At 57.2% G+C, this 21564-nt stretch carries 17 protein-coding genes; 8 read left to right on the top strand and 9 right to left on the bottom strand.

Annotation, left to right across the window (positions count from 1 at the left end; genetic code table 11):
* Positions 1–109: 109 nt before the first annotated feature.
* The 3 genes from glyS to ACLEXF_RS22155 all read right to left on the bottom strand — a co-directional run bounded on the left by glyS (position 110) and on the right by ACLEXF_RS22155 (position 3527).
* The gene (gene glyS / locus ACLEXF_RS22165; RefSeq protein WP_053809877.1) at positions 110–2179 is read right to left on the bottom strand and encodes a glycine--tRNA ligase subunit beta; all 2070 of its coding nucleotides are present in this window, start codon (positions 2177–2179) and stop codon (positions 110–112) included.
* Between the two features lie 9 nt (positions 2180–2188).
* Positions 2189–3100, bottom strand: a complete 912-nt coding sequence (glyQ, locus tag ACLEXF_RS22160; RefSeq protein ID WP_004205014.1) for a glycine--tRNA ligase subunit alpha — start codon at positions 3098–3100, stop codon at positions 2189–2191.
* 127 nt (positions 3101–3227) lie between these two features.
* Positions 3228–3527, bottom strand: coding sequence for a YsaB family lipoprotein (locus tag ACLEXF_RS22155; protein ID WP_025999219.1), 300 nt, complete (start codon positions 3525–3527; stop codon positions 3228–3230).
* Between the two features lie 179 nt (positions 3528–3706).
* Here ACLEXF_RS22155 and ACLEXF_RS22150 point away from each other — a divergent pair, with 179 nt between their 5' ends.
* Entirely contained in the window at positions 3707–4702 is a 996-nt protein-coding gene (locus tag ACLEXF_RS22150; RefSeq protein WP_004205016.1) for an acyltransferase, read from the top strand.
* 28 nt (positions 4703–4730) lie between these two features.
* Here the strand turns inward: ACLEXF_RS22150 and yiaB are convergent, their stop codons facing one another.
* The 3 genes from yiaB to xylA form a co-directional block, all read right to left on the bottom strand.
* On the bottom strand, positions 4731–5102 hold the full coding sequence (gene yiaB, locus ACLEXF_RS22145) for an inner membrane protein YiaB (RefSeq protein ID WP_065903770.1): 372 nt from the start codon (positions 5100–5102) through the stop codon (positions 4731–4733).
* Positions 5103–5268: 166 nt separating this feature from the next.
* Positions 5269–6723 (bottom strand): xylulokinase, encoded by a 1455-nt coding sequence (gene xylB, locus ACLEXF_RS22140; protein WP_064151002.1) that lies wholly within the window; start codon positions 6721–6723, stop codon positions 5269–5271.
* 92 nt (positions 6724–6815) lie between these two features.
* Positions 6816–8138 carry a xylose isomerase gene (xylA, locus tag ACLEXF_RS22135; RefSeq protein WP_004205019.1) on the bottom strand — a complete coding sequence of 441 codons (1323 nt, stop codon included), beginning with the start codon at positions 8136–8138 and terminating at the stop codon, positions 6816–6818.
* 494 nt (positions 8139–8632) lie between these two features.
* Here xylA and xylF point away from each other — a divergent pair, with 494 nt between their 5' ends.
* The 4 genes from xylF (at position 8633) to xylR (ending at position 13804) form a co-directional block, all read left to right on the top strand.
* Positions 8633–9628, top strand: a complete 996-nt coding sequence (gene xylF / locus ACLEXF_RS22130; protein WP_017900027.1) for a D-xylose ABC transporter substrate-binding protein — start codon at positions 8633–8635, stop codon at positions 9626–9628.
* 63 nt (positions 9629–9691) lie between these two features.
* Complete coding sequence (locus tag ACLEXF_RS22125; protein ID WP_049115151.1) at positions 9692–11233, top strand: xylose ABC transporter ATP-binding protein; 1542 nt, start codon at positions 9692–9694, stop codon at positions 11231–11233.
* Positions 11211–12392 (top strand): xylose ABC transporter permease XylH, encoded by a 1182-nt coding sequence (xylH, locus tag ACLEXF_RS22120; protein ID WP_017900029.1) that lies wholly within the window; start codon positions 11211–11213, stop codon positions 12390–12392. The genes ACLEXF_RS22125 and xylH overlap by 23 nt, the downstream gene beginning before the upstream one ends.
* A gap of 233 nt (positions 12393–12625) precedes the next feature.
* The gene (gene xylR, locus ACLEXF_RS22115) at positions 12626–13804 is read left to right on the top strand and encodes a D-xylose utilization transcriptional activator XylR (protein WP_049004410.1); all 1179 of its coding nucleotides are present in this window, start codon (positions 12626–12628) and stop codon (positions 13802–13804) included.
* Between the two features lie 61 nt (positions 13805–13865).
* Here the strand turns inward: xylR and ACLEXF_RS22110 are convergent, their stop codons facing one another.
* The gene (locus ACLEXF_RS22110) at positions 13866–14684 is read right to left on the bottom strand and encodes a protein bax (protein WP_017900030.1); all 819 of its coding nucleotides are present in this window, start codon (positions 14682–14684) and stop codon (positions 13866–13868) included.
* A gap of 313 nt (positions 14685–14997) precedes the next feature.
* Here ACLEXF_RS22110 and ACLEXF_RS22105 point away from each other — a divergent pair, with 313 nt between their 5' ends.
* A complete protein-coding gene (locus tag ACLEXF_RS22105) occupies positions 14998–17031 on the top strand; it encodes an alpha-amylase (RefSeq protein ID WP_004205025.1) in 2034 nt (677 codons plus the stop codon).
* 167 nt (positions 17032–17198) lie between these two features.
* Positions 17199–18455, top strand: coding sequence for a valine--pyruvate transaminase (gene avtA, locus ACLEXF_RS22100; RefSeq protein ID WP_004205026.1), 1257 nt, complete (start codon positions 17199–17201; stop codon positions 18453–18455).
* A gap of 42 nt (positions 18456–18497) precedes the next feature.
* Here the strand turns inward: avtA and ACLEXF_RS22095 are convergent, their stop codons facing one another.
* Both ACLEXF_RS22095 and ACLEXF_RS22090 read right to left on the bottom strand, forming a co-directional pair.
* Positions 18498–18983, bottom strand: coding sequence for a 4Fe-4S dicluster domain-containing protein (locus ACLEXF_RS22095; protein ID WP_004205027.1), 486 nt, complete (start codon positions 18981–18983; stop codon positions 18498–18500).
* A 110-nt stretch (positions 18984–19093) separates the two neighbouring features.
* Positions 19094–19909, bottom strand: a complete 816-nt coding sequence (locus ACLEXF_RS22090) for a helix-turn-helix domain-containing protein (RefSeq protein ID WP_407259559.1) — start codon at positions 19907–19909, stop codon at positions 19094–19096.
* A 251-nt stretch (positions 19910–20160) separates the two neighbouring features.
* Here ACLEXF_RS22090 and ACLEXF_RS22085 point away from each other — a divergent pair, with 251 nt between their 5' ends.
* A complete protein-coding gene (locus tag ACLEXF_RS22085) occupies positions 20161–21561 on the top strand; it encodes an MFS transporter (protein ID WP_025999220.1) in 1401 nt (466 codons plus the stop codon).
* Positions 21562–21564: the final 3 nt, after the last annotated feature.

Here is a 21564-nt window from a genome sequence, read left to right as displayed (position 1 = left end):
ATGAAAATAATGAAGATATCAATGACAGAATTATTAGCGGTTCACCTATTTATATTTCACGTATAAAAAAACCTGCCCTGAGGCAGGTCTTTTATTATTTCCGATACGCTTACTGCAGCAGAGAAATATCCGCTACCTGCAGGAACAGCTCGCGCAGTTTGGACAGCAGCGTCAGACGGTTGATGCGAACATCTTTGTCTTCAGCGTTAACCATCACGTTCTCGAAGAACTCATCCACCGGCTCGCGCAGGGCGGCCAGCTCAATCAGCGCATCCTGATAGCGGCCTGCGGCGAAGTACGGCTGCAGCTTGTCGCGCAGCACCACCAGATTGCCCGCCAGCTTAATTTCCGCCGCTTCTTTCAGCACCGAAGCGTGAACGATGTCGTTCAGCGTTTCGTCGGATTTCGCCAGGATGTTGGAGACACGCTTGTTCGCCGCCGCCAGCGCGGAGGACTCTTCCAGAGTACGGAAGTGCGATACCGCCTTCATACGCGCATCGAAATCCGCCGGGCGGGTTGGACGACGCGCCAGTACCGCCTGGATAGTGTCGACACCGTAGCCTTCGTCCTGATACCAGGCGCGGAAACGGCCCAGCATAAAGTCGATCACGTCATCGACCACGTTGGCGTTGGTCAGCTTCTCACCGTACAGACGCACCGCCTCTTCAGTCAGCGTTTGCAGATCGAGATTCAGGTTCTTCTCGACGATAATACGCAGGACGCCCAGCGCGGCGCGGCGCAGCGCAAACGGGTCTTTATCGCCTTTCGGGTGCTGGCCGATACCGAAGATACCCGCCAGGGTATCCATCTTATCGGCAATCGCCACCGCGCAGGCCACCGGGTTAGACGGCAGCGCGTCGCCGGCAAAGCGCGGCTGATACTGTTCGTTCAGCGCCACGGCCACATCTTCCGCTTCGCCATCATGGCGCGCGTAGTGCATCCCCATCACGCCCTGGGTGTCGGTGAACTCGAAGACCATGTTGGTCATCAGGTCGCACTTGGACAGCAGGCCCGCGCGGGTCGCGTGGTTCACGTCAGCGCCAATCTGCTCGGCAATCCAGCCCGCCAGCGCCTGAATGCGATCGGTCTTGTCGCGCAACGTCCCCAGCTGCTGCTGGAACAGCACGGTTTCCAGACGCGGCAGGTTGTCTTCCAGACGTTTTTTACGGTCGGTGTTGAAGAAGAACTCGGCATCGGCCAGACGCGGACGGACTACCTTCTCGTTACCGGAGATGATCTGCTGCGGATCTTTCGACTCGATGTTAGCGACGAAGATAAAGTTCGGCAGCAGCTTACCGGCGTTGTCGTAGACAGGGAAGTACTTCTGGTCGCCCTTCATGGTGTAAACCAGCGCTTCAGACGGCACCGCGAGGAATTTTTCTTCGAACTTCGCCGTCAGTACCACCGGCCATTCCACCAGCGAGGTGACTTCTTCCAACAGGCTTTCGCTCAGATCGGCTTTACCGCCAATCTTACGCGCCGCCTCTTCCGCATCGGCTTTGATTTTGGCTTTACGCTGTTCGTAATCGGCGATGACTTTACCGCGCTCCAGCAGGATCTGCGGATACTGGTCGGCATGGTCGATGGTGAATTCCGGCTCGCCCATAAAGCGATGGCCGCGGATCACGCGATCGGACGGAATACCGAGGATAGTAGCCGGGATCACTTTGTCACCCAGCAGCAGCGTGACGGTGTGAACCGGGCGCACGAAGTGGACGTCAGACGCGCCCCAGCGCATCAGTTTCGGGATCGGCAGCTTCGCCAGCGAGCTGGCAATCATGTTCGGCAGCAGGGCTTCAGTGCTTTCGCCCTTCACATGGGCGCGATACAGCAGCCACTCGCCTTTGTCCGTGGTCAGACGTTCGGCCTGATCGACGGTGATACCGCAGCCGCGCGCCCAGCCTTCGGCCGCTTTGCTTGGCTTGCCTTCGGCATCGAACGCCTGGGTAACGGCCGGGCCGCGTTTTTCCACTTCGCGATCGGCCTGCGCCGCCGCCAGGTTGGCTACCTTCAGCGCCAGACGTCGCGGAGCGGCAAACCATTCCACTTTACCGTGCGCGAGGCCGGCGTTATCCAGCTCTGCGGTCACGTTCGCAGCAAAAGATTCCGCCAGGCTGCGCAGCGCTTTTGGTGGCAGCTCTTCAGTGCCGATTTCCACCAGAAAAGTATTCTCAGACATGGCCGCCTCTTATTTATTCTTGTTGCACATCGGGAAGCCGAGCGCTTCACGGGAAGCGTAGTACGCTTCCGCCACTGCTTTCGTCAGGGTGCGAATGCGCAGGATATAGCGCTGACGCTCGGTGACGGAGATGGCTTTACGCGCATCCAGCAGGTTGAAGCTGTGAGCCGCTTTCAGAATACGCTCGTAGGCCGGCAGCGGCAGCGGGGTCTCCAGCGCCAGCAGCTGCTGGGCCTCTTTCTCATACTGCTCGAAGCAGGAGAAGAGGAAATCGACGTCGGCGTATTCGAAGTTATAGGTGGACTGCTCCACTTCGTTCTGGTGGAACACGTCGCCGTAGGTGGTTTTCCCCAGCGGGCCGTCGCTCCAGACCAGGTCGTAGACGCTGTCGACGCCCTGGATGTACATCGCCAGACGCTCCAGACCGTAGGTGATCTCGCCGGTCACCGGCTTACACTCCAGGCCGCCCACCTGCTGGAAGTAGGTGAACTGCGTCACTTCCATGCCGTTGAGCCACACTTCCCAACCCAGACCCCAGGCTCCCAGCGTCGGGTTTTCCCAGTTGTCTTCGACGAAGCGAATGTCGTGAATGGTCGGGTCCATACCCAGCTCTTTCAGCGACCCGAGGTACAGCTCCTGGATGTTGTCCGGAGAAGGCTTAATCACCACCTGGAACTGATAGTAATGCTGTAAACGGTTCGGGTTTTCGCCATAGCGGCCATCGGTTGGACGACGGGAAGGCTGTACGTAGGCGGTCGCCATCGGCTCCGGCCCTAACGCGCGCAGGCAGGTCATCGGGTGAGAGGTGCCGGCGCCGACTTCCATGTCCAGTGGTTGAACAATGGTGCAGCCCTGACGAGCCCAGTAATCCTGTAAGGTCAGGATCAGGCCCTGGAAGGTCCTGGTATCAAACTTTTGCATATGATTTCGTGCTGGATACGTGTGGATTTAAAGGAAGGAGTCAGTATACCCGCTGGCTGCGAGATATACAGTACGAAACGGCGTAGTTTCAGGAAAACGGACGAAATTTACGCCAGGTGGGGTCGATTCAGCGCATCGAAAGATGCATAAACTGGCCGTCCGGGTCAAAGGAACAGATGAAACGTTCATTCTTGCCGGTACGGCCCGAAAGCTCATAGCTTGCCTGGAATTGTTCAAAATGGTTCACGTCAACTAACTGCGTTTGCGTGTTATAGCGGATAGCGGCCTGGTCCTTGCAAAGCTGCGCCATATTGAGCGTGGTTTGCGGGGTAATACGCGCGCGCTGCGCTTTTTGCGCCGGCGGGGAAACGGTCTCGCTGCAGCCCGCAAGGAGCAGCACCAGCATTATGGAAACGACACCTTTCACCACGTTCTCCTCCACCGCCTTGTTAGCAAGTTGTTATCGTAAATATTCAGTATTACAGGTATTTTGCGAATATCATGAAACATCGACAAGCCTGTGACCAAAAACTCAGACTAATCTCGTGCGACACCGGGGCATAAGGCGGGTCAGACCTTATTTCGCCAGTAGACTTTGAGGGACGGATGCAAGAAAAGATTCACTGGATCACCAACCTGCGCGGCATTGCCTGCATGATGGTGGTGATGATCCACAGTACCAGCTGGTATATCACTCATCCGCATGCGATTACGCTGCTGCAATGGGATATCGCCAATCTGCTCAATTCCGCCTCCCGCGTCAGCGTGCCGCTGTTTTTTATGATCTCGGGCTACCTCTTTTTTGGGGAACGCAGCGCCCAGCCGCGCCACTTCTGGCGGATTGGCCTGTGCATTGCGTTCTATAGCGCGCTTTCTCTGCTGTATATCGCGCTGTTTACCCATATCAACGTCGAGCTGTCGTTAAAGAATGTGCTGCAGAAGCCTGTCTTCTACCACCTGTGGTTTTTCTTTGCTATCACCGTTATCTACCTGCTCTCGCCGCTTATTCAGGTTAAGTCCGTCAGCGGCAAAATGCTGCTGACGCTGATGGCGATCCTCGGCATTCTGGCCAACCCCAATATGGTCGGCGTCAAAGCCGCCGGGATTGAGTGGTTGCCGGTCAACCTCTATATCAATGGTGACACCTTTTATTACGTGCTCTACGGCGTGCTGGGCAGGGCCATTGGCACCCTGAACACGGATAAAAAATGGCTGACCCCGCTCTGCGCCGCGCTGTTCCTCGCCGCCGTGTGGGTCATCTCCCGCGGCACGCTGCATGAGCTGCGCTGGCGCGGGGACTTCGGCGACACCTGGTATCTCTACTGCGGACCGGCGGTGTTCGTTTGCGCGGTCACCCTGCTTACGCTCGCCAAAAACTGGCTTAACGCGCGTCCCCTGCCCGGTATCGAATGTATTGCGCGTCATTCTCTGGGGATTTACGGCTTCCATGCCCTGATTGTACATGCGCTGCGCGCCAGCCATCTGGAACTGAGCCGCTGGCCGCTGCTGGATATTGTGTGGATTTTCAGCGCCGCCCTGCTCGGCAGTCTGCTGCTGTCCGGCCTGGTGCAGCGGGTTGATCGCCGCCGGCTGGTCAGCTAACGGCCCGGCGCACCGGACAACCGGGCGCCTATTCCGTTTTTTGCACCGCGCGGGCGACGCGGGTCCGTTCGGGGGTCGCAGATGCGCCGTATAAGCAGACAAACCACGCCGCGATATAGACGGCTTTTTCATACCAGTCTGCCGGCACATGCCAGGCGCCCACCAGCAGCAGGCCCGCCGACAGCAGCAACACCAGCCGGCATAACGCGATAAATCCGTCGTCTTGCCCCTGCCACCGTCTGGCGCGCTGATGGGCGAGGACGGCAAACATCCCCATCACCAGTACGCCAAGAAAATAACCTTTACCGCTAAACAGCGGGCAGGTCCGCCAGATACCCAGCAGATAAACCAGCGACCCTGCTGCCATCATCCCTCTGGCAATACTGCGTTTTATATTCATCGCTCCTCCCTGTCGACACGCGCTGATTATGACCGAACCGCCCGGCGATGGCGCAGGCCAGGTGCAGCAAAGCTGACATTTCGGAATTAATAAATACGTGTTTTGGATGAATGCAGCTTGGGCATTCAGGGGAGTAATCCGCCCGGCGCTGCCGGACGGACTGAGGCTATGACATCAGCGGTTTCAGCTGCTGATAAATCTGGCGGAAGGTTTCCCGCTGCGGCGCATAGTGGGCCACTCGGCGATCGTCCGGGCGATGCGCTTGCTCAAGCGGCAGCGGCGTCAACAGCCCGGCGCGGTCGGTTTCGCCGTGCACCGCCAGCTGCGCCAGCCTGGCCGCCCCCAGCGCCGGGCCGACGTCGCCCCCGGTACGGTAATCGAGCTGCTGGCCGCTGATATCCGCCAGCATTTGTCGCCAGTAAGCGCTACGCGCCCCGCCGCCGATAAGGGTGATGCTCTGCGGCTTGATGCCGCAGGCGTGTACCACGTCCATACCGTCCGCCAGCGCATAGCCCACCCCCTCCAGCACCGCCCGCGCCAGCTCTGCCGGCCCATGCTGATGCGTCAGGCCGAAGAAGACGCCCTTGGCCTGCGGGTTGTTGTGCGGCGTGCGTTCGCCCGACAGATAGGGCAGGAACCACACCGGACCGGCGCTCTCGTCGGCTGACTGTGCCGCCGCAATCAGCGCCGGCACGCTGGCGAGACCGGTTAATTTCGCCGCCCAGTCCAGACAGGAGGCCGCGCTGAGCATCACCGACATCAAATGCCAGCGGCCCGGTAGCGCATGACAAAAGCTATGCACCGCGCTTTCAGGCTTGCTGAGGAATCCTTCGCTGACCGCGAAATACACACCTGAAGTGCCCAGCGACAGCATCGCCTGACCGGCATCGGCCATGCCAACCCCGACCGCGCCGGCGGCGTTGTCGCCGCCCCCCCCCACCACCAGCGCCTGTGGCATATTCCACGCCTGCGCCACCTCCGGGCGCAGCTGCCCGGTGACGTCGCTGCCTTCAAACAACGCCGGCATCGCGTCCCGGCTGAGATCGCAGGCGGCGAGCATCTCATCGCTCCAGTCGCGTCGGGCGACGTCCATCCACAGGGTACCGGCGGCGTCAGACATATCGCTGGCAAGCTCGCCGGTTATCCGCAGACGCAGATAATCCTTCGGCAGCAGCACTTTATCGACCTGGCTGAACACCGCCGCCTCGTGGCGCTGCACCCACAAGAGCTTCGGCGCCGTAAAGCCCGGCATCATCAGGTTGCCGGTGATCTGCCGGGAAGCGCTGACTTTTTCCTCCAGCAGCTGGCACTCTTCGCCGCAGCGGCCGTCATTCCATAAAATGGCAGGACGCAGCACCTGTAACGATTTATCCAGCAGGGTGGCGCCGTGCATCTGCCCGGCGATCCCCAGCGCCTTCACGTCGCGCAGACTATGCTGCGCGCCCAGGGCTTTCATCGCCGTGTCCGTCGCCTGCCACCACTGCTCGGGATCTTGTTCCGACCACAGCGGATGCGGACGCGAGACGGTAAGCTTTTCGGTATGCGATGCCACCACATCACCCTGCTCATTGAGCAGAATGGCTTTGACGCCCGATGTCCCCAGATCGATGCCGATATACATACTCCCTCTCCTTAAACGCGCGCCACGGCTGAGCGTGGCGCGAACAGAGCATCCTGGTGGCGACCCCGGTCACGCCGGGCGCCGCCGCATGATTACTTGTCAAACAGATAATGGTTGACCAGGTTTTCCAGTTGTTCCTGCTGGCCGCTGCGATGCTGCGGCGCCAGCTGATGCTGAACGGCATACTGGGCAATGTCGCTGAGGGTCATCTGCCCGTTCAGGATCTGCTGCCCCAGCTCGCCGTTCCAGCCGGCGTAGCGTTTGGCCACGCGTTTATCCAGTTCACCGTCCTCGATCATCCGCGCCGCGACCTTCAGCGACAGCGCCATGGTATCCATCGCGCCGATATGGCCATAGAACAGATCGTATTTGTCGGTGCTCTGACGGCGCACTTTCGCATCAAAATTGAGGCCGCCGGTGGTGAAGCCGCCCGCTTTGAGAATTTCATACATCACCAGCGCGTTCTCTTCGACGCTGTTCGGGAACTGGTCGGTATCCCAGCCCAGCTGCGGATCGCCGCGGTTGGCGTCGACGGAACCGAACAGCCCCAGCGCGATGGCCGTCGCGATCTCATGATGGAACGAGTGGCCGGCGAGGGTCGCATGGTTGGCTTCAATGTTCAGTTTAATCTCTTTTTCCAGGCCAAACTGCTTGAGGAAGCCGTAAACGGTAGAGGCATCATAATCATACTGATGCTTGGTAGGCTCCTGCGGTTTGGGCTCGATCAGCAGCGTGCCTTTAAAGCCGATTTTGTGCTTATGCTCCACCACCAGCTGCATAAAGCGGCCAATCTGTTCACGCTCCTGGCGCAGGTCGGTATTCAGCAGGGTTTCATAGCCCTCGCGACCGCCCCACAGAACATAGTTTTCGCCGCCCAGCTGATGGGTGGCATTCATGGCGGTGACCACCTGGGTGGCCGCCCAGCTGAACACTTCCGGGTCCGGGTTGGTGGCCGCACCAGCGCCGTAGCGCGGGTTGGTGAAGCAGTTTGCGGTCCCCCACAGAAGCTTGACGCCGCTCTGCTGCTGCTTCTCCGCCAGTACCTCGACCATCCGGGCGAAGTTATTGCTGTACTCCTTGAGCGAACTCCCTTCCGGCGAGACGTCAACGTCGTGGAAGCAGTAGTAAGGCACGTTGAGTTTATGGAAAAATTCGAACGCCACATCGGCTTTGCGTTTGGCCATCTCCAGGGCGTCGCCAGGCTGCTGCCATGGGCGATCGAAGGAGCCCACGCCAAACATATCGGCGCCATTCCAGCAGAAAGTGTGCCAGTAACAGGCCGCAAAACGCAGATGATCTTCCATCCGTTTGCCCAGCACCAGTTCATCCGGGTTGTAATGACGGAAAGCCAGCGGGTTAGTGGATTTCGGGCCTTCGTAACGAACGCGATCGAGTTGATCGAAATAGGTCTGCATAGAGAACTCCATATTCAGAGATGCGGCGAATAACCAATCAGGTACCCTAAATAATTCGAGTTGCAGGAAGGCGGCAGGAGCGCGAGTCCCCGATAACCAAGGGGCGAAGCAACGAATGTCACCAACACACCTACAACTTGAAGTATGACGGGTTTAAGCCAATATAGAATTTCGCTTTCATTTTCCTCAATTACGTTATTTCACACCGCCATTGAGAGAATCCACAAACGTGCGCTAGCTCGCAAAAAATAATATCTCCTCGTTCTTCTGCCGTCCTGTCAGAGAAGTCCAGTGCAATAATAAGAGTGTGCATGAATAAAATACGATCGCCGTCATAATTTACGCATTAAACGAAATTTCATAACCGCAAAATAAAAACCGGTAATTGCCAGCCCTGCTTTCCGCGTTAAGAATCTGTAACGTATCCGCAACCTCATGTATCAAACATTATTTTCCGTTCGTCTTACCTACCCTTACAAAAAGGTATCGTTATTATGAAGATAAAGAACCTTTGCCTTACGCTTTGCGCCAGCTCCCTCCTGCTCGCCAGCATGGCGGGGATGGCGAAAGAAGTGAAGATTGGCATGGCCATCGACGATCTGCGTCTGGAGCGCTGGCAGAAAGACCGCGATATTTTCGTCAATAAAGCGGAATCCTTAGGCGCCAAAGTTTTTGTTCAGTCCGCCAATGGCAATGAAGAAACGCAAATGTCGCAAATTGAAAACATGATCAACCGCGGCGTCGATGTCTTAGTCATTATTCCTTATAACGGTCAGGTGCTCAGCAACGTTATTAAAGAGGCCAAACAGGAAGGTATTAAAGTCCTGGCCTATGATCGCATGATTAATAATGCTGATATTGATTTTTATATTTCTTTCGACAATGAAAAAGTCGGCGAAATGCAGGCGCAAAGCCTGGTCGACAAAGTGCCGCAGGGTAATTATTTCCTGATGGGCGGTTCGCCGGTGGATAATAATGCCAAACTGTTCCGCGCCGGGCAGATGAAGGTCCTCAAGCCGTATGTCGATGAGGGCAAAATTAAGATTGTCGGCGATCAGTGGGTTGACGGCTGGCTGCCGGAAAACGCGCTGAAAATAATGGAAAACGCGTTGACGGCGAATAATAACAAAATCGACGCCGTGGTTGCCTCCAATGACGCCACCGCCGGCGGCGCCATCCAGGCCTTAACCGCCCAGGGGCTGGCCGGCAAAGTGGCGATCTCCGGTCAGGATGCTGACCTGGCGGGCGTGAAGCGCATTATTTCCGGTACCCAGACGATGACCGTCTATAAACCGATTACCACCCTGGCCACCAACGCCGCCGAAATCGCCGTTGAGCTGGGCAACGATAAGCAGCCGAAGTCTGACACTACGCTGAATAACGGTTTAAAAGATGTCCCTTCGCGCCTGTTAACGCCAATTGAAGTGAATAAAGAGAATATCGACGCCACGGTGATTAAAGACGGTTTCCATAAAAAGAGTGAACTGTAATGGCTGACGCCCCGCTGCGGGGCGTCATTTTCATCCCGCCGGATATCACTTTTCGGAGTCTTTATGGCCTGGCTACTCGAAATGAAGAACATCACCAAAACCTTCGGCGCCGTTAAGGCCGTGGATAATGTCAGCCTGCGCCTGAACGCTGGCGAGGTGGTCTCGTTATGCGGTGAAAATGGTTCGGGAAAATCGACGCTGATGAAAGTGCTGTGCGGTATCTATCCGCACGGAAGCTATGAGGGGGAGATTATTTTTGCCGGCGAAACGCTGCAGGCAAACCATATTCGCGATACCGAACGCAAAGGCATCGCCATTATTCATCAGGAGCTGGCGCTGGTGAAACATCTCACCGTGCTGGAGAACATTTTCCTCGGCGCCGAGATCTCCCGCCACGGTCTGCTGGATTATGAAACCATGACGCTGCGCTGCCAGAAGCTGCTGGCGCAGGTCAATCTGCCCATTTCGCCCGACACCCGCGTCGGCGACCTCGGCCTCGGTCAGCAGCAGCTGGTGGAGATCGCCAAGGCGCTGAATAAACAGGTTCGCCTGCTGATCCTCGACGAACCGACCGCCTCCTTAACCGAACAAGAGACCGCGACGCTGCTGGCGATCGTTCGCGATCTGCAAAACCACGATATCGCCTGCATCTATATTTCGCACAAGCTCAATGAGGTCAAAGCGATCTCCGATACAATCTGCGTGATCCGCGACGGCCAGCACATCGGCACTCGCGACGCCAGCGGCATGAGCGAAGACGACATCATCACCATGATGGTTGGCCGGGAGCTCACCGCGCTCTATCCCAGCGAACCGCACGCCCACGGCGAGGAGATCCTGCGGGTCGAACACTTGACCGCCTGGCACCCGGTAAACCGTCATATTAAACGGGTCAACGACGTCTCGTTTTCCCTGCGTCGCGGGGAAATCCTCGGCATCGCCGGGCTGGTCGGCGCCGGACGGACCGAGGCGGTGCAGTGCCTGTTCGGCGTCTGGCCGGGGCGCTGGCAGGGGGAGATTTTTATTGATGGCCAGCCGGTCAGCATCACTAACTGTCAGCAGGCCATTGGCCACGGCATCGCCATGGTGCCGGAAGACCGCAAAAAAGACGGTATCGTGCCGGTAATGGCGGTAGGTAAGAACATTACCCTGGCAGCGCTCAGCCAGTTCACCGGCGCGATGAGCAGCCTGGACGACGCCGCCGAGCAGCACTGTATTGAGCAGTCCATTCAGCGATTGAAAATTAAAACCTCCTCGCCGGAGCTGGCGATTAGCCGCCTGAGCGGTGGCAACCAGCAAAAGGCGATTCTGGCCCGCTGTCTGCTGCTTAATCCGCGCATTCTGATCCTCGACGAACCCACCCGCGGCATCGATATCGGGGCGAAGTATGAAATTTATAAACTGATTAACCAGCTGGTGCAGCAGGGCATCGCGGTCATTGTCATTTCATCCGAACTGCCCGAGGTGCTTGGTCTTAGCGATCGGGTGCTGGTCATGCATGAAGGCAGACTAAAAGCCAATTTGGTTAATCAACATCTGACCCAGGAACAGGTGATGGAAGCCGCGCTGAGGAGCGAACGCCATGTCGAAGAACACGTCGTCTGAAATCAAACTTACTCCAACCGCCCCCACCGCCCTGCCGGCGCTGAAGGGGCTTAACCTCCAGGTCTTCGTGATGATCGCCGCGATCGTCGTCATTATGCTGTTTTTCACCTGGGTTACCGATGGCGCCTACCTGAGCGCACGCAATATCTCCAACCTGCTGCGCCAGACGGCCATCACCGGCATCCTCGCCGTCGGCATGGTGTTTGTGATTATTTCGGCAGAAATCGACCTGTCCGTCGGCTCGATGATGGGTCTGTTGGGCGGCGCGGCGGCGATTTTTGACGTCTGGCTCGGCTGGCCGCTGCCGCTCACCATTCTGGTGACGCTGGTGATGGGCCTGCTGCTCGGCGCGTGGAACGGATGGTGGGTGGCCTATCGTAAGGTTCCCTCGTTTATCGTCACCCTCGCCGGGATGCTGGCGTTTCGCGGCATTCTGATCGGCATCACCAACGGGACCACCGTCTCGCCCACCAGCCCGGCGATGGCGCAGATCGGCCAAAGCTACCTGCCAGATGGCATTGGCTTTGGCATCGGCGTTGTCGGCATGGCGGCGTTCATTATCTGGCAGTGGCGCGGACGGATGCGCCGGCAGGCGTTAGGTCTCGCGACCGCGTCTTCCACCGCCGCCGTTGGCCGCCAGGCCATTACCGCGGTGATTGTGCTGGGCGCAATCTGGCTGCTCAATGACTATCGCGGTGTGCCGACGCCGGTACTGATCCTCGCCGCCCTGCTGCTGGCAGGGCTGTTCATGGCCACTCGTACCGCCTTTGGCCGCCGCATCTACGCCATCGGCGGCAACCTGGAGGCGGCACGCCTGTCCGGGATTAACGTCGAGCGCACCAAGCTGGCGGTGTTTGCCATTAACGGCCTGATGGTCGCCATTGCCGGACTGATCCTCAGCTCGCGCCTCGGCGCGGGGTCGCCCTCGGCGGGCAACATCGCCGAACTGGACGCCATCGCCGCCTGCGTTATCGGCGGCACCAGCCTGGCGGGCGGGATCGGCAGCGTCGCCGGGGCGGTAATGGGGGCGTTTATTATGTCGGCCCTGGATAACGGCATGAGCATGATGGACGTCGCCACCTTCTGGCAATATATCGTCAAAGGCGCCATTTTGCTGCTGGCGGTGTGGATGGACTCCGCCACCAAGCGGCGCGCGTAAGGAAGCGCTCTCTGAAGAATGTCTGAATTCTTTGCGCTACCGCCAAACTTCGCCATAAGGCGCTTGAAATATCTCGGGCATTAGCCGGTAGTGTATACCCAACAGCATTCGGGTTGCAGACGGCGCATCCCGGCCGCGTATCGCGTACGTGGCCGGGGTGAATGAGAAAGCCAGGCCATCGGCAACATCATGAATGAAGGGGTATGACCGGGGTTAGAGCAGGAACATCATCTATGTTTGAAAAGCGTCACCGTATTACGCTGTTATTCAACGCCAACAAAGCTTATGACCGTCAGGTGGTTGAGGGTGTCGGCGAGTATCTGCAGGCCTCCCAGCTGGAGTGGGATATCTTTATTGAAGAGGATTTTCGGGCGCGAATCGAAAACATCAAAGAGTGGTTAGGCGATGGCGTTATCGCCGACTATGACGATCCCGAAATCGAAAAGCTACTGGCCGATGTCAACGTCCCCATCGTCGGCGTCGGCGGCTCTTATCATCAGCCAGAGCAGTACCCGCCGGTCCACTATATCGCCACGGACAACGCCGCGCTGGTGGAAAGCGCCTTTCTTCATCTGAAGGAAAAAGGGGTACACCGCTTCGCGTTTTACGGACTCCCCAACTCCAGCGGTAAACGCTGGGCAGTAGAGCGCGAGTATGCCTTCTGCCAGTTGGTGGCGAAGGAGAAGTATCGCGGCGTGGTCTACCAGGGGCTGGAGACGGCGCCGGAAAACTGGCAGCACGCGCAAAACCGGCTCGCCGACTGGCTGCAAACGCTGCCGCCGCAAACCGGCATCATCGCCGTCACCGACGCCCGCGCCCGCCACGTCCTGCAGGCCTGCGAGCTGCTGCATATCCCGGTGCCAGAGAAACTGTGCGTTATTGGCATCGATAACGAAGAGCTAACCCGCTATCTCTCTCGCGTCGCCCTCTCCTCCGTCGCCCAGGGCACCCGCCAGATGGGTTATCAGGCGGCAAAATTACTCCACCGGCTGCTGAATAACGAGGCGCTTCCGCTGCAGCGCCAGCTGATCCCGCCGATGCGCGTCGTTGAGCGACGCTCCACCGACTACCGGTCGTTAAACGATCCCTCCGTGATTCAGGCGATGCATTACATTCGCAACAACGCCTGCAAAGGCATCAAGGTGGAGCAGGTGCTCGACGCCGTCGGCATTTCACGCTCCAACCTGGAGAAACGCTTTAAAGAGGAAGTGGGGGAGACCATCCACACGGTGATCCACAGCGAGAAACTGGAAAAGGCGCGCAGCCTGCTGGTGTCCACCAGCCTGTCGATCAATGAGATTTCGCAGATGTGCGGCTACCCGTCGCTGCAATATTTCTATTCGGTGTTTAAGAAGGAGTACGACGTGACGCCGAAAGAGTACCGTGACCGGCACAGTGAAGTCATGATGTAGAGAGCAAAGAAAAATGCCCGGGCTTGCGCGCCGGGCATTAATAATGACGTAGATAAGCACATTACATGTGCGCGGCAATTAACCGCTGGTTATCCTGATACATCGCGAAGAGATAGTTGTTGTAGCTCGACCCTTTGGTCGAATAACCCTTCAGCTTATGAATCATGGTGCTGGCCGTTACTTCCTGATCCGCCTTACGCAGCTGCAGGCGCGATTTGCGGAAAGAGGAATAGGCCGGGTGGGTGTTCAGGTTGGTGACGTAAGCCTGCACCGACTGCTCCACCGACTCAAACTGCGAGTAGCCTTTCATCGCGCCGCGGCAGCGACCAGCCCCGCACTTCATGCCGAACAGATTGTTGTTCTCACGCGCCAGCTTAGAGGTACCCCAGCCACTTTCCGCCGCCGCCATGGTCGCAACCATGCTGTTCGGAATAATGTCGACACGCTCAAGCAGCGCGTTCCATGGCACATGACGCGTATTGCCTGACCACTTCACCTTGTAACGCGTCGCGATATCTTTCAGGCGCGCCTTTTCGCTCGGCGACCAGCGAGCATCGTACTGCTTGGAAACAAGCCAGTTACGATCCGCAGTAATCGCCTGATTCTGCTTGGTAATATAAGGCATGACCGTCCGGAGAAACGCTTTTTTCCTTGGTGTTCCGGAAGGGTATTTTCGCAAGTCAGGAAGTGAACTGCTCTTTACACTATTGCGAGAATACTCTTGTTTACTGCTTACCTTAGTACTACTGATTTTCTTAACCGTTGGGGCTTTATGACTCTTTGTTGCTGTGTGCGTTGTTGCCAACACACTACCTGAAAAGACGCAGGTTAGTAACATAAGTATGGCGGCCCCATATCGTCGTATGGGATTCGATATCATCAGGTCTCCTGGTCGGATATATGCATTCCAACACCTTGTTTTTCACAAAAAAACGATAGCTGAATCGCTAATAGTATCAAAAATACGCACTGAGGGCATCAACAGAAATAGTCCAATTCCGAATTGCTGTCATCTGAAATCGGTTTCTGCGCCGCATCGCCAGCGCGAAAATGCTAGCTTCGTCTCATTTTTAGCCTATTTTTTGAGCGGTGTCACTCACCCCTTTTCATCCTCCTGGCAAAACGTCCGCCGGGAGGAGTTCACCCTTGCGGCAACAAGGCACACTAGATAAAAACCGCTCAAGGATCCCACAATGAAACTCGCTGCGCTTGCCACGTTATTCGTGCCTGGGATGGCCTTTGCCGCCTGGACCACCGCCGACTTCCCTGCTTTCACCGAAGAAGGGACGGGCCGCTTCATCAGCCAGAAAGTGGTTGAGAAGGGTACACGTCCCCTGCAGCTAAATTTTGACCAACAGTGCTGGCAGCCTTCCGGCGGCATTAAGCTCAACCAGATGCTCTCCATGGAACCCTGTCGCGGCACGCCGCCGCAATGGCGCATCTTCCGCCAGGGCCTGTATACCCTGGAGGTGGATACCCGCTCCGGCACGCCGACGATGATGATTTCGCTGGAGGAAAAAGAGGCCAGCGCCGCGGCGCCGCAGATCCGCCAGTGTCCGAAGTGGGATGGAAAACCTCTGACCATCGACGTTAGCAAAACCTTCGCCGAGGGCAGTAAGGTTCGCGATTTTTACAGCGGCAATGTCGCGACCGTCAGCGGCGGCAAAATCACTCTGCAGCCCGCCTTCGGCAGCAATGGCCTGCTGCTGCTTGAGCGCGCCGAGACGGCCGCGCCGGCGCCGTTCGACTGGCACAACGCCACCGTCTACTTCGTCCTGACCGACCGCTTCGTGAACGGTAACCCGGCCAACGACAATAGCTATGGCCGACATAAAGACGGCATGCAGGAGATAGGTACCTTCCACGGCGGCGACCTGCAGGGATTAACCAGCAAGCTGGATTATCTGCAGCAGATGGGGGTCAATGCCCTGTGGATCAGCTCCCCGCTCGAGCAGATCCACGGCTGGGTAGGCGGCGGGACGAAAGGCGATTTCCCGCACTACGCCTACCACGGCTATTACACTCAGGACTGGTCGAAACTGGACGCCAACATGGGGACCGAAGCGGATCTCCGCCGGCTGGTGGATGAAGCGCATAAGCGCGGAATACGTATTCTGTTCGACGTGGTGATGAACCATACCGGTTACGCCACCCTGGCCGACATGCAGGAGTTCCAGTTCGGCTCCCTGTATCTGCAAGGGGATGAGCTGAAAAAAACCCTCGGCGAGCGCTGGACGGACTGGAAGCCCGGCGCGGGCCAGACCTGGCACAGCTTTAACGACTATATCAACTTCAGCGACAAGGCCGGTTGGGAGAAGTGGTGGGGTAAGAAGTGGATCCGCACCGATATCGGCGATTACGACAACCCGGGCTATGACGACCTCACCATGTCGCTGGCCTTCCTGCCGGACCTGAAAACCGAATCGAAGGAGGCGTCGGGCCTGCCGAACTTCTATAGCCATAAACCGGACACTGCGGCGAAGGCGATCCCGGGCTATACGCCGCGCGACTACCTGACGCACTGGCTGAGCCAGTGGGTGCGCGACTACGGCATCGACGGCTTCCGCGTCGATACCGCTAAACATGTGGAGATGGATGCCTGGCAGCAGTTAAAAACCCAGGCCACCGCCGCGCTGGCGGAGTGGAAAAAAGCCAATCCGGATAAAGCGCTGGATGCGGCGCCGTTCTGGATGACCGGGGAAGCCTGGGGACACGGGGTGATGGAGAGCGATTACTATCGCCACGGTTTTGATGCGATGATCAATTTCGACTATCAGGACCAGGCGGCGAAAGCGGCGACCTGCATGGCCAACATTGACCTCACCTGGCAGCAAATGGCGGACAAGCTGCAGAGCTTTAACGTGCTGAGCTACCTCTCCTCACACGATACGCGCCTGTTCCGCGAAGGCGGCACCACGGCGGCAGAGCTGCTGCTGCTGGCCCCTGGCGCCGTGCAGATTTTCTATGGTGACGAGTCGTCGCGCCCGTTCGGCCCCACCGGCTCGGATCCGCTGCAGGGCACCCGTTCAGAGATGAACTGGCAGGATGTCAACGGTAAAGCGGCCCGCAGCGTTACCCACTGGCAGAAGATCGGCCAGTTCCGCGCGCGCCATCCGGCGATCGGCATGGGCAAACAGACAACGCTGTCGATGCAGCGGGGTTACGGATTCGTGCGCGAGAGCGGTGAAGACAAAGTGATGGTCATCTGGGCCGGACAACAGCAGTAATACAGGAGTGGCTCCCTGCCCGGCGGGGAGCCATTCAGAACAATACGCTGATAAAATATCGATTCACAGGATAAAAACAAAAATACCCCTCTTCCCTTCGATTTGCACCACGCTGGCGCTGGCGTTATGGTTAGCCACTTTCCAGAACCACCGACAGACGATTCGCGATGACATTTTCCCTTTTCGGCGACAAATTCACCCGTCATTCAGGCATTACCCGCCTGATGGAAGACCTTAATGACGGTCTGCGCACGCCGGGCGCTATTATGCTGGGCGGCGGCAACCCCGCTCAGATCCCGGAGATGAATGACTACTTCCAGCAGTTGCTCTCCGACATGCTGGATAATGGCAAAGCCCTTGATGCGCTTTGTAATTATGATGGTCCGCAGGGCAAGAGCGAGCTGCTGAGCCTGCTGGCGAAGATGCTGCGCGACGAACTGGGCTGGGAGATAGAACCACAGAATATTGCGCTAACAAACGGCAGTCAGAGCGCATTTTTCTACTTATTTAATCTGTTCGCAGGGCGTCGGGCAGATGGCACCACCCGCAAGGTGCTGTTCCCGCTGACGCCGGAATATATCGGCTATGCCGATGCCGGCCTGGAAGAGGATCTGTTCGTTGCCACCCGGCCGAATATCGAACTGCTGCCGGAAGGCCAGTTCAAGTACCACGTTGATTTTGAGCATCTGCAGGTGACGGAGGAGACCGGGATGATCTGCGTCTCGCGTCCCACCAACCCGACCGGCAACGTCATCACTGATGAAGAGCTGATCAAACTGGATGCGCTGGCGAATCAGCACGGGGTCCCGCTGGTGATTGATAACGCCTACGGCGTGCCGTTCCCGGGCATAATCTTCAGCAACGCCCGACCGCTGTGGAATCCGAACATCGTGCTGTGTATGAGCCTGTCCAAGCTGGGCCTGCCGGGCAGCCGCTGCGGGATTATCATCGCCAACGAGAAAATCATTACCGCCATCAGCAACATGAACGGCATTATCAGCCTCGCGCCCGGCGGTATCGGGCCGGCAATGATGTGTGAAATGATTAAACGTCAGGATCTGCTGCGCCTGTCAGAGACAGTGATCAAACCCTTCTATTACCAGCGGGTGCAGGAGACCATCGCCATTATTCGCCGCTATCTGCCGGAGGAGCGCTGCCTTATTCACAAACCGGAGGGGGCGATCTTCCTCTGGCTGTGGTTTAAGGATCTGCCGATCTCCACCGAGCTGCTGTATCAGCGGCTGAAAAAGCGCGGCGTGCTGATGGTGCCGGGGGATTACTTCTTCCCGGGACTCGATAAACCGTGGCCGCATACCCACCAGTGCATGCGCATGAACTATGTGCCGGACCCGCAAAAAATCGAGGCCGGGGTGAAAATTCTCGCCGAAGAGGTTGAATTCGCCTGGCGCGAACAGGAAGCGTAATTCCTGACGCTGCTGACGGGTAACGTCCGTCGGCGGACCCGCTCACGCCAGCGCCAGCCGCTGGCGTTTTTGCGCGCATAGCGCCTCCAGCTCCGCGGGAGCCATCACCCGCAGCGCCTGCGTCGGGCAGGCGGCTACGCAGGCCGGCCCCTCGGCGCGGTGGTGGCATAAATCGCATTTCAGCGCCTGCGCCTGCTGGTTCACCACCGTGACGGTCATCGCGCCGTACGGGCAGGCCACCATGCAGCTTTTACAGCCGATGCAGCGGCGCTGATCGACCCACCAGACGTCCTCCTCCAGACGAATCGCCCCCTGCGGGCAGACGCTGGCGCAGGGCGCATCCTCGCACTGCCGACAGGCCGTCGCCGTTGATATCTCGCCGCTTTTCACCACCCGGATCCGCGGCGCGAAATGGCTTGTCGACAGCATGGACACATCCTGCGCCTGCTGGTGCGCCACCGCGCAGGCCACTTCACAGGTACGACAGCCAATACACTGTTGGGCATTAGCAATAAGAAACCGGTTCATCCTCTGCTCCCTGGGGATAAAACCGCAGGGTGCCAGAATAGTCCCTGCCCGCGCTTTGATCCTGAATGGAATCAGCGCTGTTTTTAGTCACTAGCACAACTGATTTTTCATTACGCTGAATTAATGTGCTCCTTACAGTAGCGGCGCTTCCAGGCGGCAGGCGTGAGGCTGGTGTGCTTACGAAAGATCTTGCGAAAATAACCGACGTCATTAAAGCCACACTGACCCGCGACTTCGGTCAACGACAGTGAATCGCTGATCAACAGCTTTTCCGCCGCTCTGACCCGCTGACGATGGATCGCTTCGGTCAACGTCACGCGGAAAACGTGACGATACACGCGTCCTAAATAGTCCGCATTACAGTGCAGCTCTTTCGCCAGCGTCGAGGCTGAAACAGGCAAGTGGTAACGGGTATGGATGATCTGCTGCGCTTTCCAGGCCAGCGCAGCGCCGGGACTGTCGTCCGGTTTTTCGCTTGCCGCCGCAGCAATCTGCTGCAGTATCAGCAATAACAGGAGCTCCAGCGCCAGGCTGCGGTGAATGTTCTCCTGTTCACGAAGAAACTGGCGAAACAGCGAAATAATGTATTGTGGATCGCTGACGCGGGTATGTTGCGGAACGTTAAGCAGCGCTGGCGGCAGAGACCGGACACTCTCCGTCAGTACTTCAAAATGCAGCCAATAAAATTTCAGGTCGGCGGGAAATTCCCCCACCCCAACATGAGAACGTTTTGGCCACAGCATTAAACTTTCCCCTGCATTAACGTTAAATATTTCATCCTCTTCGCAAATCGTTAACGTTCCCTTTTCGACAAAAATAATTTCCCAGGATTGCAGTTTACGCGCCGGATGGCTGCCGACGCCACGGGAAATAAATAAGCCGCCATTTTGTACGCGAATCGGAAGAGACATGGATAATTCAAGCATATATATTTAATTTTCCGCTAACGAAACGATAAAACATCTCTTTCCAACTGATTATTAATCATAAATTAACGCCTTTCCGGATCGGAATCACATTTTTATGACAAAGTCGGAATCGTTCTCTTTTTATACTTTTCCCTTCCCTTGTTGCCTCGTTTATTCGGTGCAAAATAATTAATGTATTTGCAAAAGACAAAAAATGTCCGCCGGCCAGACAGCGGAATAATTCTGAACATTCTCTTCGGGAGTTATTTATGACTACGGCTCCGATTACGACAAGCGACCTCACGAAGCACATGCAGGACGACAAATTATCTCTCCGTGAAAAAATAGGCTATGGTCTGGGCGACGCCGGTGGAACGGTCATCACCTGCCTGATCATGAACTTTCTCACTTTTTTCTATACTGACGTCTTTGGGCTCACCCCGGCGCTGGTCGGTACTCTGTTCCTTGCGCTGCGCGTGTTTGATGCTATTTCCGATCCGATCATGGGCGTCCTCGCCGATCGGACCCAAAGCCGATGGGGACGTTTTCGCCCCTGGCAGCTATGGATTGCGGTTCCGATTGCAGCGATCGGCGTGCTGACCTTTACCGTGCCGGATGCCGGCATGGGGGTAAAAATCGCCTGGGCCTTCGGCACTTACCTGCTGCTTTCAGTCAGCTATACCGCGATTAACGTCCCTTACTGCGCGCTCATTAATACGATGACCACTCGCCATAGCGAGGTGATCTCCTGCCAGGCATGGCGCTTTATACTATGCGGTGTGGCAGGATTCCTGGTCTCCGTGGGCCTGCCGTGGTTGGTAAAAGCGCTCGGTCAGGGGAATACCGCCCAGGGTTATCAGTATGGTGTCGGCGTACTGTGCGCCATCGCGGCGGTGATGTTTCTGTGCTGCTTTTTCTGGGTACGAGAGCGTGTTTCCCTGGAGATGCTCGGCAAATTCACCCTGCGCGAACATATCGCCGGTCTGCGTAAAAACGATCAGCTGTTACTCATGCTGGCGATGTCATTCCTGTTGATCAACGTGTTTAACATTCGCGGTGGCGGCTACATGTACTTCATTACCTATGTACTCGGCGGCTCTACTGGCTATACATCGCTGTTTTTCACCATGGTCACCTTTTCCTCGATTCTGGGCGCCGCGATCGTCAATTGGCTGTCGCGCCACGTTGATACCGTCAAGCTCTATTACTACACCAATGTGGTACTGGCCTTACTGGCGGTCGGAATGTGGTTCCTGCCCACCGGTCCGTCCTGGCAAACGCTGTGGCTGGCGGTCATTCTCGGCAATGGCATCATCCTGGGCTTTACCCTACCGCTGCATTTTTCGTTGATGGCCTTCTCTGATGATTATGGCGAATGGAAGACGGGTGTCCGTTCGTCGGGGATGAACTTTGCTTTCAACCTGTTCTTTATCAAGCTGGCATGGGCCTCCAGTGCGGGCATTATCAGCCTGGTATTTATCTACGTCGCTTATCAACCCGGCGCCAGCAACCAGACTCCATCCTCACTATCGGGGATCACGGCGATGGAAACCCTGCTGCCCGCGCTGTTCCATCTGTTGCTGGCCTTCGCTATCCGCGCCTGCAAGCTCAACAATCCCATGATGTCGCGTATTGCAGCCGATCTGCGCGCACGTCACGTTCAGTCTTAAGGA

Origin of the sequence: Klebsiella pneumoniae complex sp. WS1778 (genome assembly GCF_049472055.1) — a bacterium.
Taxonomy (GTDB): Bacteria; Pseudomonadota; Gammaproteobacteria; order Enterobacterales; family Enterobacteriaceae; genus Klebsiella; species Klebsiella quasipneumoniae.
The sequence above is the reverse complement of the archived record's forward strand: the minus strand, read 5'-3'. Positions and strand labels throughout refer to the sequence as shown.